The organism is Pseudomonas sp. (assembly GCF_049590575.1).
GTDB lineage: Bacteria > Pseudomonadota > Gammaproteobacteria > Pseudomonadales > Pseudomonadaceae > Aquipseudomonas.
The window spans coordinates 1-24,983 of the sequence record NZ_JBAWDE010000212.1 but is presented as its reverse complement, the minus strand read 5'-3'; the positions used below and the strand labels follow the sequence as shown (position 1 = coordinate 24,983).

Sequence of the window (24,983 nt, the reverse complement as noted above, 5' to 3'; positions counted from 1 at the left end):
GGATCGCGGGTGACAGGCCCATAAACCTCGTAAAACAAAGCCCACTGCTCTCACAGTGGGCTTGTTGACCAGTAACGCCTGGCTTACTGAGGGGAAACTTCGGTTTTTGGTTTGCCGAAGTGCCATTCGTAGACCACGAATTTGAAGTCCTTCAGGTCGCCCTTGGCGTCGAAGCTCAGCTCGCCGGTAGGGGTCTTGAAAGTGCCCGCGTGGATGGCGGCTGCCACTTTAGCGGTGTCTTCGCTCTTCGCGGCAGCGATACCGCCAGCGATCACTTCAACTGCCGAGTAGGCCGGGAACACGAACGGGCCGGTTGGGTCCTGCTTGTTCTTGGCGAACTCTTCAACGATGGCTTTGTTGGCCGGGTCAGTGTCGAAGGATTTTGGCAGGGTGACCAGCAGTCCTTCGGAAGCACCTTGGGCGATCTGCGAGATGGAGTCGTTACCGACGCCTTCAGGGCCCATGAACTTGGCATTCAGACCTTTTTCCTGGGCTTGACGCAGGATCAGGCCCAGCTCTGGGTGGTAGCCACCGTAGTAAACGAAGTCGACGTTGGCTTGCTTGAGCTTCTGGATGATCGAGGAGAAGTCCTTGTCGCCAGCGTTCAGGCCTTCGAAGACGGCTACTTTCACGCCTTTCTTCTCAAGAGTCTGTTTAACGGCAGTGGCGATGCCTTCACCGTATTGCTGCTTGTCGTGCAGTACGGCAACGACTTTAGGCTTGACGTGGTCGGCGATGTAGTTGCCGGCCGCTGGGCCTTGAGCGCTGTCCAGGCCGATGGTGCGGAACACCAGCTTGTAACCACGCGCGGTGATTTCCGGGCTGGTGGCCGCTGGGGTGATCATGATCACGCCTTCGTCTTCGTAGATATCGGTTGCTGGCTGAGTGGAGCTGGAGCAGAGGTGACCGACCACGAACTTGACGCCGTCGTTGACCACTTTGTTGGCAACGGCAACGGCTTGTTTTGGATCGCAAGCGTCGTCGTATTCCTTGGCTTCAAGCATTTTGCCGTCTACGCCGCCCTTGGCGTTGATGTCGGCGATAGCTTGCTTGGCACCCATGAATTGCATGTCGCCGTATTGCGTCACCGGGCCGGTTTTAGGGCCAGCGATGCCGATCTTGATGGTGTCGGCTGCGAACGAATGGCCGGCAACCCCAGCCAGAACCATAGCGGCAAACAGTTTGGAAATCTGCTTAGTAGCCTTATTCATAGTGCTCCACTCTTACTGTTGTATTTTTTATAGTTCTAGCGGCCTTGTGAGCTGCAGAACCGGATCAGATATCGTGGATATCCCCCCGGCAGTGCTCTGGCAACTGTACCGGTACAGTGTAGAGCGCCAGTTGATCGCTTGAAAAGCTGGCTGCCGGGGGCAAAACCCGTGTATGTCGCTTAAATGAAAGAAAAAGACAGAATTGCGGCGGGGTGATGCCAGAGTTTCGGGCAATCCTTGGCTTTTCTGACACGTTCTTTCGGTAACTCATTTGCAACTGGGTTTTTCTGCCTGACGCGTGACGCTATGATTGCGCCGATTTTTTCTTCAGGTGAACTCCCATGACGCAAGAACCTAGCACCCTCTATGCCAAGCTGCTCGGTGAAACCGCCGAAATTTCCTGGAAGGAGCTTGAGCCGTTCTTCGCCAAGGGTGCCCTATTGTGGGTCGACGCCGGCTTGGATCTGATCGAGGCTGCCGAAGCAATGGCCGAGGATAACCGCGATAAAGTCGCTGCCTGGCTGGCCTCGGGGAGTCTTGGCGAGGTGTCTGCGACGCGGGCATTGGACCTGGTTGAGCGTGATCCGGGTTTGTGGGCGGTGGTGGTTTCGCCGTGGATTCTGATCCAGGAAAGGGCAGCGTAAGAAGGGCTCGCACTGAAAAAGTGCGCGTTTACAGCTGTCGCAAGTGTGTAGCGGAGTAACCGCTGCCGCCGTGATGGCATCTTGCCGTAGAGAAAGGTCACAGCCGAGGGTGACGTAAACGTCACGGGAACAGTTTTATGCGGGGCTACAGGCCTGGGGAATTGTTTCAGCGTGTGGCGAACTTGTAGAGGTGCGTTGACTGATAGATCGCTTTCGCGAGCAAGCCCGCGCCCACAGGTTGACCGCGTTCTTACAGAAAATACGCGGTACAAATGTGGGAGCGGGCTTGCTGGCGAAGGGGCCACCTCGGTCTACGCGGTCTTCCCGGTATGGTTATTCAACGAAATAACCTTGGTCTTGCCAATCCGATGACGGTAAATCTCACGCAGATACTTGATCGCTTTCTTCACACAGTCCCGTGACAAGCGAATGTCATTGATCGATACGAACTTCTCTTTGTCGTTGATCAACTCGCGATACTTCTTCTCGTACATCGGCTTGATCGCATACCAATTGGTATCGAGGATCTTCGCCGGGTTCTCGAACTCGTTGAGCAACTCATCAATCCGCTCTTCGTCAAACTCTTCATGGATGATGAAGTCCAGGATCGAGTTGTCCAGCGTGTCGTCAAACCGGTACGGGTTACGCGCAAAGCAGCGTTTGATAAAGGCCACGATCAGCGTGAGGAAGTCATCCGACAGGCACGGACTTTTCGCGATCAGGGTGGTCAGCGACAAGTTGGCCGAAGCGCCGATCACCAGTGCGTAACGCTTGAGCGTGGTGTTGGGGAACAGGCTGTTGAGGTGGGTCTTGAGCCGGTTAAGGTCCATGTAGGACAGCTTGTAGTCCTTGGGCAAGGAGACAATCGACACCACCGACGAGCAATTCTTGAAGAAGTGCAGGTCATGCAGCGCCGCCGCGTCGTAGCCGGAGTTCTTGTACTGCTCCAGCGACGCCTTGTAGCGCTTGGATTCGATCGGCAGCAGGCTGATGCCCTCGATGGCCTGGGTGACCTTGTTGAAATGTGGCAGGTCGATGGAGCGGAAGAACAGGTCATCAATGTTCAAGCGCTGCGGCTCTTTCTCGAATACCTTGAATTTATCGTGGGTCGGCGCCGGGGTTTCCGGCACCACGGATTCCGCGTAGGCAATCGCCACCGGGCCGGCCAGGCTCATGAACAGGTCGTTGGCGTCGAGGCGGATGGTTTCGCCGATGTCGATACCAGCGCGACGGAAGTAGTTCTGGTCGTAGTCGGTCGTAACCGCCTGGGCCGTCAGAATGTTGAAGATCTGCTGGGAGATGTACTGGTTGGCGTGCTTTTCCATGGCATTGACGTCGATGTTCTGGATATTGCCGTCATCGCTCTCTTCGGCATACCGCATGATGTCGTTGGAGATCAGCATCATCGCGTTCCATGGTCGGATACGGCCTTTCACGCTGGCTTCGCTGCTGTCTTCATTGTCGAAGTTGTACGAGAAATCCCATTCTTCCGACAGGTACTTGCACAGCAGCCGTCCGGCGTTGATGTGCAGCGCCTCGGACATTTCGCTGCGGTGATCGGAAATATTCGGCAGTACGCAGATACCGCTGGTGAAGATCGGCTCGAACACAAACGCATGGCCGCTCTTGCTGTCGTGCTCGTCGGCCGGCTTGGTGTCGAACGTCTTGTTCATGTACGAGTGCTGCTGGGCCAGGCCGAATTCCGAGGCCATGCCCGAACCGGTGCCGCCGCCGGCGCTGAAGATCGAGAAGTACAGGCGCGACTGGTTGGCTTTGATACCGCAGGAGTCGATCAGGTACGAGTGGATCATCTTCCAGTCGGGGCTGGAAAAACGCTGGGTGTCTTTGTTGAGGATGATCTTGGCCAGGTACTGGCCGAGGATCGGCGCGTTACCGGCGCCGCCGGCATGGACTTCCGACAGGTCCATGATTTTCATCTTGCTGTAGTCGCGCAGGAAGCCGCTTTTTTCGCCCTTGCGCGAGAAACGGATACGCCCGGCGATGTCCTTGTCCAGGTCGCCCAGCATCACCAGTGGTTCCACCAGGAACACCGGTTTGCTGGCCTTGCCGCTGCCCAGGCGCAGGTTGTTGCGGATCCACTGGGCCGGGCTGTAGCCCTTGTCCGATGCCTTGTCTTGCGTGCTGAATTCGTTCAGGTAGAACTTGCGCGCGTTGTAGACCAGCTCCGCCACGTCCAGCGCGATGTTCGAGCCGCAGCGGCCCAGGCCGATCAGGCACACCGAGGGAAATTCCTGCTCGCCGCGCTGTTCGCCGTCGCCTTCCAGGTGCGGTGGGCGCGGGAACACCATGTCGCGCAGGCCGTCGAGGTTGTCGAGGATGCGGTCGGTATTGGTTTCGGTGAAGTACAGGTATTGCTGGGTGGCCAGCGGGCGCGGGGTGCTCAATGACTTTGAACCTGAGGGCTTGTCCGCAGGAGCTGGGAGCAACACGTCGGATACCACGGTGGCAGAGTTATTTTTAGAAGTCATGGTGCGCCATGTGCCTGGGCGGATGGCTGAAAAGTACAAAGGGCCATCACGGAATGGGAGTTCGCGACTTTACAGTGCGTCCTTGTCCGGGATGATCGGGTTTGAACCTGGTGTGCTCAGGCAAAACCTGGCCGGACTCTGATGAATCGGCCGTTCGTCGGGGTTCTTTAGGTAAATGATGGCAAAATGCCAAATATTCGGCGTCAGCGAATTGGCCTGACCACGGAAGTCGCACCGGGGAGTTTGGGAGAGGGTTCTTTGTTCGGGGTTTTTTCCTGGGCGCCGGCCACGCTGAACGGGTAAAGCGGGTTGCGCGACTCGATGCCCTGCATCACGCCGATGATGGCGCTGGCCGGCACCGCCGGGCTCAACAGGTAACCCTGCACGAAATCACAACCGTGCTTGAGCAGCAGTTCGAATTGGGCCTGGGTCTCCACGCCTTCAGTCACCACCTGCAGGTGCAGGGTATGGGCCATGCCGATAATCGCCTGGACGATTTCGATATCGGCAGTGGACTTCGGAATGTCCTGGATAAACGAGCGATCGATCTTCAACGTATTGAGCGGCAGGCGCTTGAGGTAGGCGAGGGAGGAATAGCCGGTGCCAAAGTCGTCGATGGCCAGCGATACACCCAGCGCACGGATTTGCCGCAGCAGCGCCAGGGTGCTGCTGATATTGCCCATCAGGGCATTTTCGGTGACTTCGAGTTCCAGGCGGTTGGCGGCGATACCGCTGAAGCGCAGCGCGTCTTCGATCTCGTCCGCCAACTCATCACGGGCCAGGTTCAAGGCCGAGCAGTTCACCGACATGGTCAGTTCGGTGTAGCCGCTGTCGGACAACAGGCTCAGGTCATGACAGGCTTGGCGCAGAACCCAGTGGTCCAATTCGGCGATCAACCCGTTGCTTTCTGCAATACCAATAAAGCGATCAGGGGTCAGCAGTCCATGCTGCGGGTGTTGCCAGCGCACCAGGGCTTCCAGGCGGGTGACCTTGCCGAGCGTCATGTCAAAGATCGGTTGGTAGAACAGCACCAGTTGGTTACCGACGCGCAGTGCACCGCGCAGTTCTTCTTCCAATTGGAGCTCGAGAAAGGCACGGGTTTTCAGGTTGGAACTGAAGAAATTGAGGCTGTTACGCCCTGTGTCCTTGGACTGGTACAGCGCCAGGTCGGCGGTTTTAAGCAGCTCTTCGCAGGTCAGGCCGTCTTCGGGAAACAGGCTGATGCCGATGCTGGTGGTCATCACCATGCGCCGGCCGGCGAGTTCGATGGGTTCTTTCATCTTTTGCATGATGCGCTGGGCCAGGTGCCGCGCCTCGTCGCGATGGTGGATGCTGATGAGGATGCAGAATTCGTCGCCGCCGAAGCGTGCTACCACATCGGCATGGCTGCGCACCGAGCCTTTGATATGCCCGGCCAGCACGCTGAGCAACTGGTCGCCGGCGTCATGCCCAAGGCTGTCATTGATGCGTTTAAAATGGTCGATATCGAGGAAAATCACCGCCATCATGCCGTGGGCTGCGGTTTTTTCGACGATTTTCTCTGCGAAAATCTGGTTGAAGCCGCGGCGATTGAGCAGGCTGGTCAAGGCATCGTAATGCGCGACCTGTTGCAAGGAGGCGCGCGCCTGGTCGAGTTCGCTGAGCAGTGCGTTGACGCGGCGCAAATCGCGCTCCTTGTGTTGCAGCTTCTTGTCCGCGAGGGCGGCGCTGATGCTGCTGCCAATCACCAGCAGGGTGATGACGGCGACGGACAGGCCGAGTTGGATGGGGTTGTTGTCCAGAGGCAGCGACAGGTCCGCGCCGTTGGGCACGATCAGGCGCATGGCCGCCATGCCGGTGAAGTGCATGCTGATGATCCCGGCGCCCAACACCAGGCTGGCGGCATACTTGAGCAACTGATGGAACACGCCGGTGCCGTTGCGCAGGTAACTCGACAGCAGCAACGCCGCCAGGCTGGCGCCGATGGCAATCGCGATCGACGCCGTGAACAGCCCCGATTCGAAATACGCCTGGGCCTGGGAGCGCATGGCTGACATGCCGACGTAGTGCATCAAGGCAATACCCAGCCCCATCCACACCGATGCCAGCAGGTATTGATGAAAGCGCAGGTGGGCGTGGCTGAGGGTCTGCATGGCGAACAACGAGGCAATCAGCGCGATCAGCAACGACGCGAAGGTCATGATCAGTTCGTAATGAATGGCAATCGGGGCCTGGAAGGCCAGCATGCTGATGAAGTGGGTCGACCAGATGCCACCCGCCAGGCACCCCACGCCGAGCCAGCGCCAGTGGCGCCTGGCCCTTGGATCTTCGACGTGGCCAACGCGCTCGGCCATGTCCAGCGTGCCGAATCCCGCCGCGCAGGCGACCAGGTAGGCCAGCAAGACCAGGAACGGGTTATGACTGCAATTGAGTAATAAGTGCCCGCTCTCTGGAAGGTCGGTAAAAAAATACATACCCAGCCATTCCATAGCTTTTTCCCGTCATAGCGTCATTGTCACTGCCTACGGCAATAACCTATGCAGTCCAGTATAGAAGCCTCGCGGGATCTGCCAGCGGTAATGGCATTTTGCTCGCAACCATTTTGGTATGCCGTACATAGCGTTTGATGCTAAGCGCTGATGGGCAATTCCAGTTCGAACGGCGCTTGCAGGGGCGGCAAGCCAAAGGCGGCGCGGGCGGCATCGCAGTCGACGTTTTGCTCACCCTGGCTCCAGGAGGAATCGAACTCGCGGCACACACTGGAGCGCTGTGCATAAATATTGCAGCTGGTGCCCTTGCCGACTTCACCCTCAAGGCTGCAGCAACGCGCGGGTTTCTGGTCGGTACCGATCATCGCCACACGGGTGTGGTTGATCTGCACCACCAGGTCATCAGGCACCGTGCCCCCCGATGAGGCGCACTCACCCCAGAAGAAAGACACACGAAAGTGTGAACAGCAGGCACCGCAACTCAGACACGGACTGGCTTCGGACATGGGCGTCATCGATAAGAAAAGTAGGATGGGGTGTGACGGGAAGGCTCGCCATTCTATCCGCGCCATGGCCGTTGGGAAGAGGGGCCAGCACTTATATTTTGCGTAGGCAAAGTCCCATTGTGACGGGTGAAATCATGCCCTATCAGCTTTACGAATCATTACAGACAACCGGCCCCCGCCTGACTATGTTGCAGGGACCTGAGCAGGATGCATCGGGCATCGCAGCTCGCATAACAATAAAAGAGACGGACCCATGCAGAACTCGACCCAAGCGGCGAATGCCTGGCGCATTCTGTTCCTGCTGTTCCTCGCCAACCTGTTCAACTTCTTCGATCGCACTATCCCCGCGATCATCATCGAGCCCATTCGCATGGAATGGCACCTGAGCGACTTCCAGCTCGGGATCATCGGCACGGCCTTTACCATCGTCTACGCCATTGCCGGCCTGCCGCTCGGGCGCCTGGCCGACACCGGTTCACGCAGCAAACTGATGGGCTGGGGCCTGTTCGCCTGGAGTGGGCTGACGGCGGTCAACGGCCTGGTCGGCAGTTTCTGGACCTTCCTGCTGGTGCGCATGGGCATCGGCATTGGTGAGGCCAGCTATGCGCCGGCCGCCAATTCGCTGATTGGCGACCTGTTCCCGGCACACCGTCGTGCACGGGCCATGGGGATTTTCATGCTGGGCCTGCCACTGGGGCTGCTGCTGGCGTTCTTTACCATTGGCTGGATGGTCAAGGCGTTCGACAGCTGGCGCGCACCGTTCTTTATCGCCGCCGTACCGGGCATGATCCTGGCGGTGTTCATGTTCTACATCAAGGAGCCCAAGCGCGGTGCGGCCGAGACCGTGCAGGTGTCCCAGGAGCGCGTCGATCGCCCGCTCCGTCGCGTGCTGGCAGTGCCGACCTTCTTGTGGCTGGTGCTGGCCGGGCTGTGCTTCAACTTCGCCACCTATGCGTGCAACTCGTTCCTGGTGCCGATGCTGCAGCGTTACTTCCTGCTGCCATTGCAGGACGCGGCGGTGGCTACCGGGGTGATTGTCGGCCTCACCGGCCTGGTGGGCCTGACCCTGGGCGGCTGGGTTGCCGACAAGATCCATCAACGAGTCGCCAATGGTCGGCTGCTGTTTGCCGCTGGCAGCCTGATCATCTCCACCGTCACCACCGCCTGGGCGTTGCATGCCGGGCGCATTGAGATTGGCGTGTTTGTGGCGCTGTTCAGTGTCGGTTGGTTGTTTGCCTATAACTTCTACACCTGCGTGTACACGGCGATCCAGGATGTGGTAGAGCCGCGCCTGCGGGCCACGGCGATGGCGCTGTTCTTTGCCGGCTTGTATCTGCTCGGGGGCGGCATGGGGCCAATTGTGGTGGGTGGGCTGTCTGATTACTTCGCCCATTCGGCGATGTATGCCGCCGGCGCGGAGCAAATGACCGAGGCGTACAAGGCGGTCGGCTTGCACGACGCCATGTACCTGATCCCGGTGGCGCTGTTTTTGACCATGCTGTTTCTGTTCCAGGCCTCGCGCAGCTTTGTGCGGGATGCCAAGCGGATGAAGGATGGGTTGGGGGCGGTGGAGGTGCCGGCTCAGGCGGTTACTGCTTGAGACTGAGGTGACTCCATCGGGGGCTTGGCCACCGATGAGGCCCCGAAGACCAATAAAAAAGGCCCGCATTGCGCGGGCCTTTTTTTGCCTCAACTGCTGATCAACCCGCCACCAACACCCGGATCGCTTCCAGTCGCAGCGCCGCCTTGTCGAGCATGGCCAGGCCTTGCTCGCGTTGGGTGCGCAGGGCAACCAGTTCGCTGTCGCGTACGGTCGGGTTCACCGCTTGCAACGCGGTCAGGCGTGCCAGCTCTTCGTCGGTGTCCGCTGCCAGGCGGCGCTTGGCCTCGGCTACACGCTCGGCGTGGCGCGGAGTGATCTTCTCTTCGCCGGCATTGATGCGTGGCGTGAGCTGATCGCGCTGGGCCTGGATGAACTTGTTGGCGCTGGCGCGTGGCACGCTTTCGAGCTGATCGTTCAGGGTTTCGAACGACACACGGCCGGACAGGTCATTGCCATTCGCATCCAGCAGGCAGCGCAATGCGGCCGGTGGCAGGTAGCGGCCCAGTTGCAGCGAGCGCGGGGCGACCACTTCACTGACGTAGAGCAGTTCAAGCAACACGGTGCCCGGCTTGAGCGCCTTGTTCTTGATCAGCGCCACGGCGGTGTTGCCCATGGAGCCGGACAGCACCAGGTCCATGCCGCCCTGCACCATCGGATGTTCCCAGGTGATGAACTGCATGTCTTCGCGCGACAGCGCCTGGTTACGGTCGTAGGTGATGGTCACACCTTCGTCGTCGCCGAGGGGGAAGCTGGCGTCGAGCATTTTTTCGCTGGGCTTGAGGATCAGCGCGTTTTCCGAATGGTCTTCGCTGTCGATGCCAAACGCGTCGAACAGGGTTTCCATGTAGATCGGCAGCGCGAACTGGTCGTCTTGCTCCAGGATGTCTTCCACCAGCGCATCGCCTTCGCCGGCGCCGCCGGAGTTGAGCTCCAGCAGGCGGTCACGGCCGGTGTGCAGTTCCTGCTCCAGGCGCTCGCGCTCGGCGCGGGCTTCGTCGATCAGCTCCTGCCATTCGCCGTCGTCGGCGTTTTCCAACAGCGGCAGCAGGCGTGGGCCGAACTGATGCTGCAAGGCGTTGCCGGTCGGGCAGGTATTGAGGAAGGCGTTGAGCGCTTCGTGGTACCACTGGAACAAGCGCTCTTGCGGGCTGGTTTCCAGGTAAGGCACGTGCAGTTCGATCACATGTTTCTGGCCGATCCGGTCCAGACGGCCGATCCGCTGTTCCAGCAGGTCGGGGTGGGACGGCAGGTCGAACAGCACCAGGTGGTGAGAGAACTGGAAGTTACGGCCTTCGGAACCGATTTCCGAGCAGATCAGCACCTGGGCGCCGAACTCTTCATCGGCGAAATAAGCCGCCGCGCGGTCACGCTCGAGGATGTTCATGCCCTCGTGGAACACCGTGGCCGGGATGCCGGAACGCACGCGCAAGGCGTCTTCCAGGTCCATCGCGGTTTCGGCGTGGGCGCAAATCACCAGGACCTTGGTGCGCTTGAGCATTTTCAGCTGGTCGATCAGCCACTCGACACGCGGGTCGAAGCGCCACCAGCGGTTTTCTTCCTCGACGTCCGGCTGCGACTGGAAGCTGACTTCCGGGTACAGCTCGGCGTGTTCGCCCAACGGCAACTCGAGGTATTCATCCGGGTTCGGCAGCGGGTAGGCGTGCAGCTTGCGCTCGGGGAAGCCCTGCACGGCGGCGCGGGTGTTGCGGAACAGCACGCGGCCGGTGCCATGGCGGTCGAGCAACTCACGCACCAGGCGCGCGCTGGCTTCGGTGTCGCCATCGTTGACGGCGGTGAGCAGTGCTTCGCCTTCGTTACCCAGGAAACCCTGGATGGTCGTGTGTGCAGCCGGTGACAGGCGGCCCTTGTCGAGCAACTCCTGCACGGCTTCGGCCACCGGGCGATAGTTCTCGCTCTCGGCGCGGAAGGCGTGCAGGTCGTGGAAGCGGTTCGGGTCAAGCAGGCGCAGGCGCGCGAAGTGGCTGTCCTGGCCCAGTTGTTCCGGGGTGGCGGTCAGCAGCAGCACGCCAGGGATGACTTCGGCGAGTTGCTCGACCAGCGAATATTCAGGGCTGGCTTTGTCTTCATGCCAGACCAGGTGGTGGGCTTCGTCGACCACCAGCAGGTCCCAGCCGGCGGCGAACAGCGCGTCCTGGGCCTTTTCGTCGTCCACCAGCCACTCCAGGGCCACCAGTGCGAGCTGGGTGTCTTCGAACGGGTTGGTGGCATCGCTTTCGATAAAGCGTTCTTCGTCGAACAGCGCCACTTGCAGGTTGAAGCGGCGGCGCATTTCCACCAGCCATTGGTGCTGCAGGTTTTCCGGGACCAGGATCAGCACGCGGTTGGCGCGCCCCGACAGCAACTGACGATGGATCACCAGGCCGGCTTCGATGGTCTTGCCCAGGCCCACTTCGTCCGCCAGCAATACCCGCGGCGCGATACGGTCAGCGACTTCACGGGCGATGTGCAATTGGTGGGCAATCGGTTGCGCACGCACGCCACCCAGGCCCCACAGCGAGGATTGCAGCTGGCGGCTGGTGTGTTCGAGGGTGTGGTAACGCAGCGAGAACCAGGCCAGCGGGTCGATCTGCCCGGCGAACAGGCGGTCGCTGGCCAGGCGGAACTGGATGAAGTTCGACAGCTGGGTTTCCGGCAGGGTGACCTGCTCGTTCTGCCCATTGAGGCCGTGGTAGACCAGCAGGCCATCGACGTCGTCGACTTCCTGTACGGTCATTTTCCAGCCTTCGAAATGAGTGATGCTGTCACCCGGCGAAAACCTCACACGCGTGAGGGGCGCATTCCGTAGCGCATACTGGCGAGTGTCGCCAGTGGCCGGATAGAGCACGGTCAACAAGCGTCCGTCCTGTGCCAGAACGGTGCCTAACCCCAGCTCTGCTTCGCTGTCACTAATCCAGCGTTGCCCCGGTTGATACTGCTGCGCCATGCTGCCTGACTCCCGCCGTGAAAAAGCCGACTATCTTAACGGAACAAGGTCCCACGCCCAAGGACTCTGAGAAAAACTACTCGGTTTGCGTGGCACGTCGAACGCCGAATCGACGGGTGGCGGGCACTTGCGAGTGTCGACTGGGTCACAGGTTGGCGAGCCCGCGCTCAAGTCGCGGTGTAGGCCGCCGACAGCCTGATGATCAGGAGAATAACTATTATGTTTCCACCTACGCTGCCCGTGAGTGTCGTGCCGGTCACGTCACAACTCGATCCGGTGCGCCAGAAGCCGGATATCCCGCCCGTGGTGCCGGTACAGCCGAGCTCCAACGAAAGTACCATCGACATGAAAAAGGGCGATGCCGAGCAGTCGACGTTCCTGTTGCGCGAAGAGCAGCGCCGCCAGCAGGAGCAGCAAAAACGCCGCCGCGAAGCCGAGGAAGACCCGGAAGTTCACTTGGCGATCCCCGGCGACGTACTGAATGCCGACAACACCGTGCCGGTGGTGCCGTTGATCGAAGACTCGCCGCGCCAGGGTTTGTGGGTGGACGTCGAGGTTTAATCGCGCAACGCCCGCAAGGCGGCCATCAGTCGCTCCACATCGTCATCGGTGTTGAGGGGGCTGACGGAAATTCGCGCGATGCTGGCCAGGCCGCGTGCCTGCATGTCCAGCGGGGTGTAGGCCACGCCGTTGGCGCCGATATTGATGCGCTGCAATCCCAGGCGTCGCTTGAGTTCAAAAGCGTCCCAGCCGGCCAGGTTGAAGGCGATCAAGCCTGACTGCGCAACACCCAAATCATGCAGCGTAATGCCCGGCGTCTGACGCAACGCTTCGCGGATTCGCGCGCTGGTCTGCGACACCCGTTCCCACGTCCGCGCCACCCCCAGGCGATTGGCCTCCTGCAACGCATTGCCCAACCCTGCCAATAAGGCGTAAGACACTTCGCTGGTTTCAAAGCGCCGGGCATCGCTGCGCAGGTCGAAGCCTTCGGCGCTCCACGGCGCTGAAAACACATCGCGCTGGGCCGGGTTCAAGTGCTCGAGAAAGTCCGCGCGCACATACAGCAGCGCCGTGCCTCGTGGCCCGCGCAGGTGCTTGCGACCGGCCGACTTGAGCACATCGCAGCCCAGCGCCTGCACGTCCACCGGCACCTGGCCGACGGCTTGGCCGGCGTCGATAAAGTAGGCAATGCCATGGCGCCGGGCTACCTCGCCGATGGCCTGGGCTGGGTTGATCAGGCCGCCGTTGGCCGGGAGCCAGGTCAGGTCGATCAGCTTTACGTTGCCATCGATCATCGCCTCCAGCGCCAGCGGGCAGACCGCCCCGGATTCATCGCAGGGAATGACCTCCACGCGGGCGCCCGCCTGTACTGCCAACTGCATGCTCGCCAGGTTGCCACCCCATTCATGGCGGCCGACCAGGATGCGGTCGCCGGGCTGCCACGCGCCCAGCGCCTGGAATGCCAGGCTCCAGGCGGTCGAGCCGCTGCTGGTAAACGCAATCGAGGCGGCTGGCGCGTTGAGCAACTGCGCAGCCGCACGCCGGGCTTTCTCTACCAGCACGGCGCCATGCTCGCCGGCTTCCATCGGGCCGTCGCGGGCTTCGCGTTGCAGCTGGTCGATGATCGCGTCCAAGGTCGCCTGGCTTGGCAGGGACGCGCCAGCGTGGTTGAAGTGCACGATGCCGGACTGGCAGCCCGGGGTGCAGTCCCTTAGTTGCTGGACCTTAAACGGGCTCATGGCAGTAACTCGAAGATGGCATCAACCTCCACCGCCACACCGGCCGGCAAGCTGGAAACCCCCACGGCGGTGCGCACATGTCGGCCCTTGTCGCCAAGCGCGTTGACCAGCAGGTTCGATGCACCGTTGGCCACCACACTCTGGTGCTGGAAATCGCCGCTGCTGGCGATGAACACGCCCAGGCGCAGGATGCGCACCACGCGCGACAGGTCATCCCCCACGGCATCGCTTAATTGCCCCAGCAGGCCCAGCGCTGCCAACTCCGCCGCCTCGGCGCCTGCTTCATCGCTGAGGGATTCGCCCACTCGGCCAACGTAGGCGGGTTTACCCTCGGCCATCGGAATTTGCCCGGAGATAAACAGCTGGTTTTGGCTGACAACATAGTTGATGTAGTTGGCGGCCGGTTGGGCCGGGGTAGGCAGCGTCAGCCCGAGGGCTTGTACGCGTTGGCGGATGGAGTCGCTCATGTTGAGTCCTCAAGGGTCAGGGGACTGCAGCATGTTGGGTGAGGCGAGGGGCGACAAACGGATAGATCTCACCCGATGTATCGAAATCACTCACGTATCGCTGCAGGCTTGCTTCAGCCATTCGCTGAAACATGCGGCGGCTTCACTGGCGGGGCCTTGAGGGGTGATCAACCAATAACCGATATCGCTGTGATACGGCGGCCAGTCGAAGGCTTGCACCAGGCTGCCGTCCTGCAGCCTGCGCTCGATCAAACGGTGCCGGCCCATGGCGATACCCTGGCCGGCGACGGCGGCTTCGACCACGATGTTGTAGTCGTGCAGCATCACACGCGGGTGACGGTCGAGGTCGACCTGGTGATGCGCGGACCAATCCGTCCATTCGAAGGGGCGGTGCGATGTGGCCATCAGCAACGGGCCGTTGTGCAACTGGCTGGCCTTGAAGGCCGGGCTGCACACCGGTGAGATGACCTCAGGCATCAGCCGGGTGGCTTGCACGTCGGGCCAGTCGCCCTTGCCGTAGCGAATCGCCAGGTCGACCTCGGCGGCGGCGACGTTGGCCAATTGAATCGCCGGCAACAGCTCGACCTGGATAGCCGGGTAGCGGTTGAGAAACTCGGCCAGGCGCGGGGCCAGCCACAAGGTGGCGAACGATGCCAACAGGCCGACGCGCAGTACGCTCGCCGTCGGCAGGGTTCGTTGGGCGCGGGTGGCTGCGGCAATGGCGTCGAGGGCAGGGCGGATTTCATCGTAGTAGCGTTGACCGTCAGCGGTCAGATCGATCGCGCGGGTGCGTCGGATAAACAGCGGTTTGCCCAGGTGCTGTTCGAGTTTCTGCACCTGATGGCTGAGGGCGCTTTGGGTCACCGACAACTCGCTCGCGGCCTTGATAAAACTCAAGTGCCGCGCGACGGCTTCAAAGGCGCGCAGGGCCAGCAGCGGGGGAAGGTCCTTGTGCAGTGCCACCTGAGTGCGCCTCCTGGGTCGAGTGGAAAGTGCCGATTTTGGGCGATGGCCTGCCTTTTGTCGCCGGCTGATTTGCCGTTGGGCGGGGGAGGCCGCATTATTGGGCTATTCCCGCCACGTGTAAGCCATGCCATGAGTGATGACGACAAGCTGATAGACCTGAATGCCGAACGTGCCAAGCGTGTGCATGACCTCAATGACAAGCGCCTGAATGAAGTACGCCAGGCATTTGAGCAGGCCATGCCGCTGGGCAATGTTAAGAAAAAGTCGAAGAACAAACCTAAAAAGCGTTGAAATGGCCTGCATCTGTTGATGCAGGTCAGTTATTACCCTTCTTTACGCTCCGTTGCGGGCGACATTGATCCTCGTCAATTTTCCCATCCGCCTTCTGCATTAACTTAGCCCTATCGCAACAGGGCAAGTGCAGGAGGCCGGTCATGTTTATCGATAATGTGGTATTTGCCGGGGTGCTGACTGTCAGCCTCATGGTGCTGTTTTTTGTAGGGTTTGGGATTTTTATCTGGAAGGACGCTAATAAGCGCAAAGAACCGTAAGTTCTTCTGGGTTATATGAGCACGCAAGGCATTTTGGGCGACTTCGGTCGCCCTTTTTTTTGGGTGTTTTTTGGGGGTATATCCATTTCTGCGGTAACGGCCGCTTAGGGTTCCGCCATCACCCCAATAACGGATATGCCCCCAATCACCCGCCATAAAAAAAGGCGCGACCCCCATCAGAGATCGCGCCTTCTTTTCCAGCCGCAGCCTATCAGCTACCCAACGCCTTGGACGCCAACCAGAACAACCCGGCCGATAGCCCCACGGTCGCCGGCAAGGTCAGCACCCAGGCCATCAGGATGGTCTTCACGGTGCCGCCCTGCAGCCCACTCTTGTTGGCCACCATGGTCCCGGCCACACCCGACGACAACACGTGGGTCGTCGAAACCGGCAGGCTGAAGATGTTGGCCAGGCCAATCATGCTCGCCGTGGTGATCTGCGCCGACATGCCCTGGGCGTAGGTCATGCCCTGCTTGCCGATCTTCTCGCCGATGGTCAGGACCACGCGCTTCCAGCCCACCATGGTGCCCAGGCCCAGGGCGAGGGCGACCGCCAGGATCACCCAGAACGGGGCGTATTCGGTGGTGGCGGTCAGGTCTTTGCGCAGCTTGTCCAGATCGGACTTCTCACGCGCGTCCAGGCCAGGCAGCTTGCCGACTTTCTTCGCGGTGTCATCCAGGCAGAGCAGGTAGCGACGGACTTCAATGCGCTGGTCAGACGTCAGCGAGTGATAGTCGGACACGCCTTTGAGGGTGTCGACCAGCGCGTTGATGGTCGGCTCGGTCTGCTGCGGGTTGCACTGGAACTTGCCCGGCAAATCGTCCTTCACGCTTTTTCCCAGGGCCAGGAACTCGCCCAAAGTGGCATTGTTACGCTGGTAGAACTGGCTCAAGTGCACGGTAGCGTCGCGGGTGCGTTCGATCTGGTACGTGGTGCTGCCCAGGTCGAGTACAAACTGCGCCGGCACGATGCCGATCAGCACCAGCATGATCAGGCCGATACCTTTCTGGCCATCGTTGGAACCGTGCACGAAGCTTACGGCCATGGCAGAAATCACCAGTACCAGGCGGTTCCAGAACGGCGGGTGCTTCTTGTCGTCGAGCTTGCGGCGCTGGTCCGGGGTCTTGTGCATCTTCGACAGCGGACGCCACCATTTCAGGCCCAGCAGCACCAGGGCAGCGACCGCGAAACCGGCCATCGGCGAGAACACCAGGGAAGCCCCGATATCGATCGCTTTCTGCCAGTTCACACCGTCAGCCAGGGGAATGTCGTTAATCAGGGCATTGGCCAGGCCGACACCGAGGATCGAGCCGATCAGGGTGTGGGAGCTGGAGGCGGGGATACCGAAGTACCAGGTGCCCAGGTTCCAGGTGATCGCCGCTGCCAATAAAGAGAAGACCATCGCCAGACCATGGCCGGTGTTCACATTGATCAGCAGCTCAACCGGCAGCAAGTGCACGATGGCGTAGGCGACACCCACACCACCGAGCAACACGCCGAGGAAGTTGAACACCCCGGAGAAGAACACGGCCAGGTGTGGCGGCATGGCTTTGGTATAGATGACTGTGGCCACCGCGTTAGCGGTGTCATGAAAGCCATTGATGAACTCGAAGGCGAGGACAAAGGCCAGGGCGAGCAACAGGCTCACGAGAACCCAAGCATCCAGTCCGCTGAATAAATCGATCATGAAGGTTTTCTGACCCGGTCGTAAGGGGGCGCGATTATGCCAGAAAACCTCAGTAATCGATGCACTAGCTGCTCATCGGTAACAATCTTCTAGAAGAAATTATGTGGGAAAGGCGCGCATCCCAGGGTTTTCGGGGCTTTGGCAAGTCTTTGATTTATAAAGCAGAGGACGCGCTGGGAGGGGTTTTATCGCTAAAATGGCGCATCTGAAACATTTGTATGAAATTTCGTTGAGGGCAGTCAGCTGCAAGGCTGCCGACTGCTAGCCATGTGCCAGTAGTCGAGGCGGATCCTGAGGCTCGGACCGAAGTGCTTATGGCTCTTCGGCTTTGAGTTCCTGCTCAATCTTTTGGATTTCCTGGGCAAATGCCTGGTCGAGCAAGCTGGCTCGCTTGCGCCATGGTTTGCGTTCAGGTTCAGGTTGGGCGGCGTAGGTGGTGACTTCCCCGCCGTAAACGTCCTTGTAACGTTGCTCCTGGCGCTCAAGTTCCGCGCGCAGTTCATCTTTTGTCACATCGTTACCTAAATGAGTTGAGTGTTGTTAATTGGCAGTGCTAAGCCTGAATGCCGCCCTCGGGCTGTTCCAAACAGAACCATTAAAGCGTTCAAGTTTGAACGTCGCACGCGGACATTGTTAGTGCACACATCTGAGGCAGGTAGTTAAGCATCGACAAGGCACGGCAGGTGTATCACCCGGAGGCTTTGAGGTGCCGAAGCAGAACCTTGCTGGCTTTTGCACAGCTGCATTATAGCGAGGCATTCAAATAACACTATCAGCATACAATTAAAAAGCGTCAATGGTGTGTGAGGGTTTTGTTACACGGCAACGTCAGACTGTGTGGGAATTCTGGCGTCATTAGTTCCACACAACTTGCACCTGATAAATACCGTTGTATCCCTGGCCGTTTTGTCCACAGGCGACGCCGGCCGCCGGTTTGCGATAATCGAATGACCGTCCGATAATCGCCCAATGTTCTCGGCCCTGCCTTGTACAATCCGGCCGACGCGGCTTGTAATAGCCGCCAAACCTCCCCTGTGGTTGACAATAAGAGAAAGGATCCCGACATGAACGATCAATTGCGCAACTCTTTCGCGTCAGTCGCGCCGCCGATCGTTGCCTCACCGGCCAAGCGCATCCAGGCGTTTACCGGCGATCCGGACTTCATGACCTCCCTGGCCCGTGGCCTGGCCGTGGTGCAGGCCTTCCAGGAGCGCAAGCGTCACCTGACCATCGCCCAGATCAGCCACCGCACCGAAATCCCTCGCGCCGCCGTGCGCCGTTGCCTGCACACCCTGATCAAGCTGGGTTACGCCACCACCGACGGTCGCACCTATTCGCTGTTGCCCAAAGTGCTGACCCTGGGCCATGCCTATTTGTCGTCCACGCCACTGGCGGTCTCGGCCCAGCCTTACCTGGACCGCATGAGCGAGCAACTTCACGAGGCCTGCAACATGGCCACCCTCGAAGGCGATGACATTCTGTATATCGCGCGCTCGGCCACCACCCAACGCCTGATTTCCGTCGACCTGTCGGTGGGCGGGCGCTTGCCGGCGTATTGCACCTCCATGGGCCGTATCCTGCTGGCGGCGCTGGACGACGCCTCGCTGCAGGATTACCTCGACCACGCTGAGCTGCACACCAAGACCAGCCGCACGCTGACTACCCCCGAAGCCTTGTTCGAATGCCTGCAACAAGTGCGTCAACAGGGTTGGTGCATCGTCGATCAAGAGTTGGAACAAGGCCTGCGCTCCATCGCCGTGCCGGTGTACGACGCGTCCGGCCAGGTATTGGCTGCGCTGAACGTCAGCACCCACGCCGGCCGGGTCAGCCGCAGCGAGCTGGAGCAGCGCTTCCTGCCGAGCATGCTCAGCGCCAGCCGTGAGCTGAGTGCGCAGCTGTTCGCCTAAGTGTTCGCTGATCGCACAGATCCCGGTTGGATGAATTGACGATGTTTCCCCCGGCTTATTACTGTGCGCCAGCGCCTTGGCGCCCAATAATAACGACGACCCCAGGCCGTCAGCCCGCCCTCGGTGTGGAATAAAAATAATGAATCAGCCTTCTGTCGGTACTCCGCTGGACGTCCAGTCCTTTATCAACGCCCAGCCGCTGTCACGCTATCAATGGCGCGTGGTGATCCTGTGTTTCCTGATTGTCTTTCTCGATGGCCTCGACACCGCGGCCATGGGCTTTATCGCACCTGCGCTGTCCCAGGATTGGGGCATCGACCGCGCCAGCCTCGGCCCGGTGATGAGCGCTGCGTTGATCGGTATGGTCTTCGGCGCCCTGGGTTCCGGGCCATTGGCGGATCGGTTCGGGCGCAAAGTGGTGCTGGTCGGCGCGGTACTGGTGTTTGGCGCGTTCAGCCTGGCATCGGCCTACAGCAGCAATGTCGACCAGTTGCTGGTGCTGCGCTTCCTTACCGGGCTGGGCCTGGGCGCCGGCATGCCGAACGCCACGACGTTGCTCTCCGAATACACCCCCGAACGCCACAAGTCATTGCTGGTGACCAGCATGTTCTGCGGGTTCAACCTGGGCATGGCGGGTGGCGGTTTTATCTCCGCCAAGCTGATCCCGGCGTTCGGCTGGCATAGCTTGCTGATGATCGGCGGCATCCTGCCATTGATCCTCGCGCTGGTGCTGTTGGTGTGGCTGCCGGAATCGGCGCGGTTCCTGGTGGTGCGCAATCGCGGCACCGACAAGGTGCGTAAAACCCTGTCACCGATTGAGCCTACGATCGTCGCCCATGCCAGCGGTTTCAGTGTGCCGGAGCAAAAAACCGTCAAGGCGCGCAATGTGTTCGCGGTGATCTTTTCCGGCACCTACAGCGCCGGCACCTTGCTGCTGTGGCTCACCTATTTCATGGGCCTGGTGATTGTGTACCTGCTGACCAGCTGGCTGCCGACCCTGATGCGTGACAGCGGCGCGAGCATGGAGCAGGCGGCGTTTATCGGTGCGTTGTTCCAGTTTGGCGGCGTATTGAGCGCCGTCGGCGTGGGTTGGGCGATGGACCGGTTCAACCCCCACAAGGTCATCGGCACGTTCTACCTGCTGGCCGGGGTGTTTGCCTACGCGGTAGGGCAGAGCCTGGGCAATATCACATTGCTGGCGACCTTGGTGCTGATCGCCGGGATGTGCGTCAACGGCGCGCAATCGGCGATGCCGTCTCTGGCGGCACGCTTCTACCCGACCCAGGGGCGCGCCACCGGCGTGTCGTGGATGCTTGGCATTGGCCGCTTCGGCGCGATCCTCGGCGCGTGGATGGGCGCCACCTTGCTCGGCCTGGGCTGGAACTTCGAGCAGGTGCTGACGGCGCTGGTGATCCCTGCCGCCCTCGCCACGGCTGCTGTCGTCATCAAAGGCATGGTCAGCCACGCCGACGCGACTTGAGGCAAATCGATAGCCTGCCAACAATGCGTTCGATAATCGAACACTGTGTCGATTATCGGATTGTTTGGCGCAATTCCCCGGCTTAATCTTCAAGCACTTCGGCGCCACCTCAGCGCCTTTTTCGATCCACACCGGGAGCCCAACCCCATGGCTGAAATTCTTGCGCTGCGTGACGCGGTGAAGCAATTCGTGAACGACGGCGATACCGTCGCACTGGAAGGCTTCACCCACCTGATCCCTACCGCAGCGGGTCATGAAATCATTCGTCAGGGCAAGAAAGACCTGACGCTGGTGCGTATGACGCCTGACCTGATCTACGACCAATTGATCGGTGCCGGTTGCGCCCGCAAGTTGATTTTCTCCTGGGGCGGCAACCCGGGTGTGGGCTCCCTGCACCGCCTGCGCGACGCGGTCGAGAAACAATGGCCGCAGCCGCTGGAAATCGAAGAGCACAGTCACGCCGACCTGGCCAATGCCTACGTCGCCGGTGCCTCCGGCCTGCCGTTCGCGGTACTGCGCGCCTACGCCGGTTCCGACCTGCCCAAGGTCAACCCGCTGATCAAGACCGTGACCTGCCCATTCACCGGCGAGGTGTTGGCGGCGGTGCCGTCGGTACGCCCGGACATCACTGTAATCCACGCGCAAAAGGCCGACCGCAAGGGCAATGTGTTGCTCTGGGGCATTCTCGGTGTGCAGAAGGAAGCGGCGCTGGCTGCCAAACGCTGCATCGTCACCGTCGAAGAAATCGTCGATGACTTGAATGCGCCGATGAACAGCTGTGTGCTGCCGACCTGGGCCCTGACCGCGGTGTGTCACGTACCCGGTGGCGCGCATCCGTCCTACGCACACGGCTATAACGAGCGTGATAACCGCTTCTATCAGGCGTGGGACCCGATTGCCCGCGACCGTGGGACCTTTACCGCCTGGATCGACGAATACATCCATGGCACTGCCGACTTCAGTGAATTCCAGGCCAAGCTGGCCACCGCGCAGGGGGCCAAGTAATGACCTACTCGACCAATGAAATGATGACCGTCGCCGCCGCGCGCCGCCTCAAGAACGGCTCGGTGTGTTTTGTCGGCATCGGCTTGCCCTCCAAGGCCGCCAACCTGGCGCGCCTGACCTCGTCGCCGGATGTGGTGCTGATCTACGAATCCGGCCCGATTGGCGCCAAGCCGTCGGTGTTGCCGCTGTCCATCGGTGACGGCGAACTGGCGGAAACCGCTGATACCGTAGTCCCGACCGGTGAGATTTTTCGCTATTGGCTGCAAGGCGGGCGCATCGACGTGGGCTTCCTCGGCGCTGCCCAGGTCGACCGCTTCGGCAATATCAACACCACCGTGGTCGGTGATTACCATCAGCCTAAAGTGCGTTTGCCGGGTGCCGGTGGCGCGCCGGAAATTGCCGGTTCGGCCAAGAGCGTGCTGATCATCCTCAAGCAGTCGTCGCGTTCGTTTGTCGACAAGCTGGACTTCATCACCTCGGTCGGCCATGGCGAAGGCGGCGACTCGCGCAAACGCCTGGGCCTGCCGGGCGCCGGGCCTGTAGGGATAATTACCGACCTGTGCATCATGGAGCCGGAAGAGGGCACCCATGAGTTTGTGGTCACTGCGCTGCACCCTGGCGTGACCCGCGAGCAAGTGGTCGCGGCCACCGGTTGGGCGATTCGTTTTGCCGACCAAGTGGCGACCACCGCCGAGCCGACGGACGTGGAGCTGACCGCCCTGCGTGACCTCGAAGCCCGCACCGCCGCCGCCCACGGCCAAGCACCCGGAGAAGCCTGATGCGCGACGTATTTATCTGTGACGCCATCCGCACCCCCATCGGCCGCTTCGGTGGTGGTTTGTCCACGGTACGCGCCGATGACTTGGCCGCACTGCCGATCAAGGCATTGATTGAGCGTAACCCTTCGGTGGACTGGAGCGCGGTCGACGAAGTGTTCCTCGGCTGCGCCAACCAGGCCGGTGAAGACAACCGCAACGTGGCACGCATGGCGCTGCTGCTGGCGGGCCTGCCGGAAAGCATTCCCGGCGTGACCCTCAACCGTTTGTGCGCCTCGGGCATGGACGCGATCGGCACCGCATTCCGTGCGATTGCCAGTGGCGAGATGGAGTTGACGATTGCCGGCGGCGTCGAGTCGATGTCCCGCGCGCCCTTTGTGATGGGCAAGGCCGACGCGGCGTTTTCGCGCAACATGCAGCTGGAAGACACCACCATCGGCTGGCGGTTTATCAACCCGTTAATGAAAGCCCAATACGGCGTGGATGCGATGCCGCAGACTGCCGATAACGTCGCCGACGATTACAACGTGTCCCGCGCCGACCAGGACGCATTCGCCCTGCGCAGCCAGCAACGCACCGCTGCCGCCCAGGCTGCCGGGTATTTCGCTGAAGAGATCGTGCCGGTGCGCGTCGCGCATAAAAAAGGCGAAACCCTGGTCGAGCACGACGAGCATCCACGGGACACCAGCCTGGAAGCCCTGGCCAAACTCAAGCCGGTCAACGGCCCGGATAAAACCGTCACCGCCGGCAATGCATCGGGCGTGAACGACGGCGCGGCGGCGCTGATCCTGGCCTCTGCCGACGCCGTGAAGAAACACGGCCTGACCGCCCGCGCCCGCGTCCTGGGCATGGCCAGCGCCGGTGTCGCACCGCGCGTGATGGGCATCGGCCCGGTGCCGGCGGTGCGCAAACTGGTGGAGCGCCTGGGCCTGGCAGTCACTGATTTTGATGTAATCGAACTCAATGAAGCCTTCGCCAGCCAGGGTTTGGCGGTGTTGCGCGAGTTGGGCATTGCCGACGATGCGCCGCAGGTCAACCCGAACGGCGGCGCCATCGCCCTTGGCCACCCGTTGGGCATGAGCGGCGCGCGGCTGGTATTGACGGCATTGCATCAACTGGAAAAAACCGGCGGCCGCAAAGGCCTGGCGACCATGTGTGTGGGCGTCGGCCAAGGCCTGGCCCTGGCGATTGAACGCGTCTAATAAGAGAGGATTGCTCCATGAGTGACAAGCCCGGTTACCGGCGCCCGCAAGCGGGCACTCAACCTGATTACCTGCACCCGGCCTATCAGTCGACGAACCTGCGTTCGCCGTCCAAGCCGTTGGTGTTTCTGCCGCATTCCTTGTCGGAAATCACCGGTCCGACTATCGGCGCCGAGCGCGTCAACGAGAAGGACAACGACCTGACCGCTCAGCATGACGGCGAGCCCCAGGGCGAACGCATCATCATTCACGGGCGTGTGCTGGATGAAAACGGCCTGCCGGTGCCGGGCATTCTGGTGGAGATCTGGCAGGCCAACGCCGCCGGCCGCTACAACCACAAGCGCGACCTACACGACGCGCCGCTGGACCCGAATTTCACCGGCACCGGCCGCACCGTCACCGACGCCGATGGCTGGTACCAGTTCCAGACCATCAAGCCCGGCGCCTACCCGTGGGGCAACCACCACAACGCGTGGCGCCCGGCGCACATCCACTTCTCGCTGTTCGGCCCGAGCGTGCTGACGCGCCTGGTCACGCAGATGTATTTTCCGGGCGACCCGCTGCTGGAGTACGACCCGATCTACAACTGCGTGCCGGACACCTCGGCCAAGCAGCGCCTGATCGCCAGTTTCGACCTGGAAAAAACCATCCCTTCCTACGCCCTCGGCTACCGCTGGGACATCGTCCTGCGCGGCCGCGACGCCACGCCGATGGAGAAATGAGATGACACTCTATGCGACCACGTCCCACACCGTCGGGCCGTATTACCACATCGGCCTGACCTGGCTGAACCGCGAAGACCTGACCGTGCCCGCTACCCTCGGCGAGCGCGTGGCGATCAGCGGGCAAGTGGTGGATGGCAACGGTGATGTCGTCAACGACGCCATGCTGGAAGTCTGGCAGGCGAACGCCGCCGGCAAGTACGACCATCCTGAGGATGAACAGGCCAAGGCGGTCGACCCGAATTTCGAAGGCTTTGGCCGCGTGCCGGTGGATGCCGAGGGGCGGTTCCGGTTTACCACGATCAAGCCGGGTGCCGTCCCGGGCCTGAAGGGCACGACCCAGGCGCCGCACCTGGTGGTGCTGGTGTTTGCCCGTGGGTTGGTGAAGCACTTGCTCACGCGGATTTATTTCGAGGGCGAGGCGCTGAATGGGGATGACCCGTTGCTGGCGTGTGTGCCGGCAGAGCGGCGCGGCACATTGATTGCCAAGCCGGATGCGGCGGGTGTGCATCAGTGGAATGTGATTTTGCAGGGGACGGAAGAAGAGACGGTGTTCTTCGATTATTGAGTCGCTTTTCAGGGCCCCATCGGGGGCAAGCCCCCTCCCACATTTGAT

The 24,983-nt window shown here is 60.9% G+C and carries 22 protein-coding genes; 12 read left to right on the top strand and 10 right to left on the bottom strand.

Annotated elements, in window-relative coordinates:
* Positions 1-83: 83 nt before the first annotated feature.
* Positions 84-1,211 carry a branched-chain amino acid ABC transporter substrate-binding protein gene (locus tag WBR57_RS13970; protein ID WP_424084311.1) on the bottom strand — a complete coding sequence of 376 codons (1,128 nt, stop codon included), beginning with the start codon at positions 1,209-1,211 and terminating at the stop codon, positions 84-86.
* Positions 1,212-1,552: 341 nt separating this feature from the next.
* On the opposite strand from WBR57_RS13970, the gene WBR57_RS13965 reads away from it, so the two are divergent.
* On the top strand, positions 1,553-1,855 hold the full coding sequence (locus tag WBR57_RS13965; RefSeq protein ID WP_424084310.1) for a DUF2288 domain-containing protein: 303 nt from the start codon (positions 1,553-1,555) through the stop codon (positions 1,853-1,855).
* 311 nt (positions 1,856-2,166) lie between these two features.
* Here WBR57_RS13965 and WBR57_RS13960 read toward each other — a convergent pair whose 3' ends face one another.
* From WBR57_RS13960 to WBR57_RS13950, 3 genes are all read right to left on the bottom strand, one after another.
* Entirely contained in the window at positions 2,167-4,344 is a 2,178-nt protein-coding gene (locus WBR57_RS13960) for a hypothetical protein (protein ID WP_424084309.1), read from the bottom strand.
* Positions 4,345-4,547: 203 nt separating this feature from the next.
* Positions 4,548-6,812 (bottom strand): putative bifunctional diguanylate cyclase/phosphodiesterase, encoded by a 2,265-nt coding sequence (locus tag WBR57_RS13955; RefSeq protein WP_424084308.1) that lies wholly within the window; start codon positions 6,810-6,812, stop codon positions 4,548-4,550.
* Between the two features lie 140 nt (positions 6,813-6,952).
* On the bottom strand, positions 6,953-7,318 hold the full coding sequence (locus tag WBR57_RS13950; protein ID WP_424084307.1) for a YkgJ family cysteine cluster protein: 366 nt from the start codon (positions 7,316-7,318) through the stop codon (positions 6,953-6,955).
* 253 nt (positions 7,319-7,571) lie between these two features.
* On the opposite strand from WBR57_RS13950, the gene WBR57_RS13945 reads away from it, so the two are divergent.
* A complete protein-coding gene (locus WBR57_RS13945) occupies positions 7,572-8,918 on the top strand; it encodes a spinster family MFS transporter (protein ID WP_424084306.1) in 1,347 nt (448 codons plus the stop codon).
* Between the two features lie 100 nt (positions 8,919-9,018).
* On the opposite strand, the gene rapA is transcribed toward WBR57_RS13945, so the two are convergent.
* On the bottom strand, positions 9,019-11,865 hold the full coding sequence (gene rapA / locus WBR57_RS13940) for an RNA polymerase-associated protein RapA (protein WP_424084305.1): 2,847 nt from the start codon (positions 11,863-11,865) through the stop codon (positions 9,019-9,021).
* A 219-nt stretch (positions 11,866-12,084) separates the two neighbouring features.
* On the opposite strand from rapA, the gene WBR57_RS13935 reads away from it, so the two are divergent.
* The gene (locus WBR57_RS13935; protein WP_424084304.1) at positions 12,085-12,426 is read left to right on the top strand and encodes an aspartate-semialdehyde dehydrogenase; all 342 of its coding nucleotides are present in this window, start codon (positions 12,085-12,087) and stop codon (positions 12,424-12,426) included.
* Here WBR57_RS13935 and WBR57_RS13930 read toward each other — a convergent pair.
* The 3 genes from WBR57_RS13930 to WBR57_RS13920 all read right to left on the bottom strand — a co-directional run bounded on the left by WBR57_RS13930 (position 12,423) and on the right by WBR57_RS13920 (position 15,034).
* Positions 12,423-13,604, bottom strand: a complete 1,182-nt coding sequence (locus tag WBR57_RS13930; protein ID WP_424084303.1) for an aminotransferase class V-fold PLP-dependent enzyme — start codon at positions 13,602-13,604, stop codon at positions 12,423-12,425. The two genes, WBR57_RS13935 and WBR57_RS13930, sit on opposite strands and share 4 nt — an antisense overlap.
* On the bottom strand, positions 13,601-14,071 hold the full coding sequence (locus tag WBR57_RS13925; protein WP_424084302.1) for a RidA family protein: 471 nt from the start codon (positions 14,069-14,071) through the stop codon (positions 13,601-13,603). Before WBR57_RS13925 ends, WBR57_RS13930 begins: the two co-directional genes overlap by 4 nt.
* Before the next feature lie 90 nt (positions 14,072-14,161).
* Complete coding sequence (locus WBR57_RS13920; RefSeq protein ID WP_424084301.1) at positions 14,162-15,034, bottom strand: LysR substrate-binding domain-containing protein; 873 nt, start codon at positions 15,032-15,034, stop codon at positions 14,162-14,164.
* 132 nt (positions 15,035-15,166) lie between these two features.
* Between WBR57_RS13920 and WBR57_RS13915 the strand changes: the two genes are divergently transcribed.
* A complete protein-coding gene (locus WBR57_RS13915) occupies positions 15,167-15,328 on the top strand; it encodes a hypothetical protein (protein ID WP_424084300.1) in 162 nt (53 codons plus the stop codon).
* 143 nt (positions 15,329-15,471) lie between these two features.
* The gene (gene ccoM / locus WBR57_RS13910; RefSeq protein ID WP_276145525.1) at positions 15,472-15,588 is read left to right on the top strand and encodes a cytochrome c oxidase subunit CcoM; all 117 of its coding nucleotides are present in this window, start codon (positions 15,472-15,474) and stop codon (positions 15,586-15,588) included.
* Between the two features lie 211 nt (positions 15,589-15,799).
* Here the strand turns inward: ccoM and WBR57_RS13905 are convergent, their stop codons facing one another.
* Both WBR57_RS13905 and WBR57_RS13900 read right to left on the bottom strand, forming a co-directional pair.
* Positions 15,800-17,275 carry an inorganic phosphate transporter gene (locus WBR57_RS13905; RefSeq protein WP_424084299.1) on the bottom strand — a complete coding sequence of 492 codons (1,476 nt, stop codon included), beginning with the start codon at positions 17,273-17,275 and terminating at the stop codon, positions 15,800-15,802.
* Positions 17,276-17,587: 312 nt separating this feature from the next.
* Entirely contained in the window at positions 17,588-17,788 is a 201-nt protein-coding gene (locus tag WBR57_RS13900) for a hypothetical protein (protein WP_003172389.1), read from the bottom strand.
* A gap of 551 nt (positions 17,789-18,339) precedes the next feature.
* Between WBR57_RS13900 and pcaR the strand changes: the two genes are divergently transcribed.
* From pcaR to pcaG, 7 genes are all read left to right on the top strand, one after another.
* Positions 18,340-19,182, top strand: coding sequence for a pca regulon transcriptional regulator PcaR (gene pcaR / locus WBR57_RS13895; RefSeq protein WP_128586809.1), 843 nt, complete (start codon positions 18,340-18,342; stop codon positions 19,180-19,182).
* A 139-nt stretch (positions 19,183-19,321) separates the two neighbouring features.
* A complete protein-coding gene (locus WBR57_RS13890; RefSeq protein WP_424084298.1) occupies positions 19,322-20,662 on the top strand; it encodes an MFS transporter in 1,341 nt (446 codons plus the stop codon).
* 147 nt (positions 20,663-20,809) lie between these two features.
* A complete protein-coding gene (locus tag WBR57_RS13885; RefSeq protein WP_424084297.1) occupies positions 20,810-21,667 on the top strand; it encodes a CoA transferase subunit A in 858 nt (285 codons plus the stop codon).
* Positions 21,667-22,446, top strand: a complete 780-nt coding sequence (locus WBR57_RS13880) for a CoA-transferase subunit beta (protein WP_424084296.1) — start codon at positions 21,667-21,669, stop codon at positions 22,444-22,446. Before WBR57_RS13885 ends, WBR57_RS13880 begins: the two co-directional genes overlap by 1 nt.
* Entirely contained in the window at positions 22,443-23,645 is a 1,203-nt protein-coding gene (gene pcaF, locus WBR57_RS13875; RefSeq protein WP_424084330.1) for a 3-oxoadipyl-CoA thiolase, read from the top strand. The genes WBR57_RS13880 and pcaF overlap by 4 nt, the downstream gene beginning before the upstream one ends.
* 17 nt (positions 23,646-23,662) lie before the next feature.
* Positions 23,663-24,367, top strand: coding sequence for a protocatechuate 3,4-dioxygenase subunit beta (gene pcaH, locus WBR57_RS13870; RefSeq protein WP_101267416.1), 705 nt, complete (start codon positions 23,663-23,665; stop codon positions 24,365-24,367).
* Position 24,368: 1 nt separating this feature from the next.
* Positions 24,369-24,935 carry a protocatechuate 3,4-dioxygenase subunit alpha gene (gene pcaG / locus WBR57_RS13865; RefSeq protein ID WP_424084295.1) on the top strand — a complete coding sequence of 189 codons (567 nt, stop codon included), beginning with the start codon at positions 24,369-24,371 and terminating at the stop codon, positions 24,933-24,935.
* Positions 24,936-24,983: the final 48 nt, after the last annotated feature.

Coding starts and splice junctions, on each gene's coding strand:
- pcaG (WP_424084295.1), top strand. CDS start 24,369: ATGACACTCTATGCGACCACGTCCCACACCGTCGGGCCGTATTACCAC.
- WBR57_RS13905 (WP_424084299.1), bottom strand. CDS start 17,275: ATGATCGATTTATTCAGCGGACTGGATGCTTGGGTTCTCGTGAGCCTG.
- WBR57_RS13885 (WP_424084297.1), top strand. CDS start 20,810: ATGGCTGAAATTCTTGCGCTGCGTGACGCGGTGAAGCAATTCGTGAAC.
- WBR57_RS13935 (WP_424084304.1), top strand. CDS start 12,085: ATGTTTCCACCTACGCTGCCCGTGAGTGTCGTGCCGGTCACGTCACAA.
- WBR57_RS13960 (WP_424084309.1), bottom strand. CDS start 4,344: ATGACTTCTAAAAATAACTCTGCCACCGTGGTATCCGACGTGTTGCTC.
- WBR57_RS13930 (WP_424084303.1), bottom strand. CDS start 13,604: ATGAGCCCGTTTAAGGTCCAGCAACTAAGGGACTGCACCCCGGGCTGC.
- WBR57_RS13950 (WP_424084307.1), bottom strand. CDS start 7,318: ATGTCCGAAGCCAGTCCGTGTCTGAGTTGCGGTGCCTGCTGTTCACAC.
- WBR57_RS13915 (WP_424084300.1), top strand. CDS start 15,167: ATGAGTGATGACGACAAGCTGATAGACCTGAATGCCGAACGTGCCAAG.
- WBR57_RS13890 (WP_424084298.1), top strand. CDS start 19,322: ATGAATCAGCCTTCTGTCGGTACTCCGCTGGACGTCCAGTCCTTTATC.
- WBR57_RS13965 (WP_424084310.1), top strand. CDS start 1,553: ATGACGCAAGAACCTAGCACCCTCTATGCCAAGCTGCTCGGTGAAACC.
- WBR57_RS13945 (WP_424084306.1), top strand. CDS start 7,572: ATGCAGAACTCGACCCAAGCGGCGAATGCCTGGCGCATTCTGTTCCTG.
- pcaR (WP_128586809.1), top strand. CDS start 18,340: ATGAACGATCAATTGCGCAACTCTTTCGCGTCAGTCGCGCCGCCGATC.
- WBR57_RS13925 (WP_424084302.1), bottom strand. CDS start 14,071: ATGAGCGACTCCATCCGCCAACGCGTACAAGCCCTCGGGCTGACGCTG.
- WBR57_RS13955 (WP_424084308.1), bottom strand. CDS start 6,812: ATGGAATGGCTGGGTATGTATTTTTTTACCGACCTTCCAGAGAGCGGG.
- pcaH (WP_101267416.1), top strand. CDS start 23,663: ATGAGTGACAAGCCCGGTTACCGGCGCCCGCAAGCGGGCACTCAACCT.
- WBR57_RS13970 (WP_424084311.1), bottom strand. CDS start 1,211: ATGAATAAGGCTACTAAGCAGATTTCCAAACTGTTTGCCGCTATGGTT.
- ccoM (WP_276145525.1), top strand. CDS start 15,472: ATGTTTATCGATAATGTGGTATTTGCCGGGGTGCTGACTGTCAGCCTC.
- WBR57_RS13880 (WP_424084296.1), top strand. CDS start 21,667: ATGACCTACTCGACCAATGAAATGATGACCGTCGCCGCCGCGCGCCGC.
- rapA (WP_424084305.1), bottom strand. CDS start 11,865: ATGGCGCAGCAGTATCAACCGGGGCAACGCTGGATTAGTGACAGCGAA.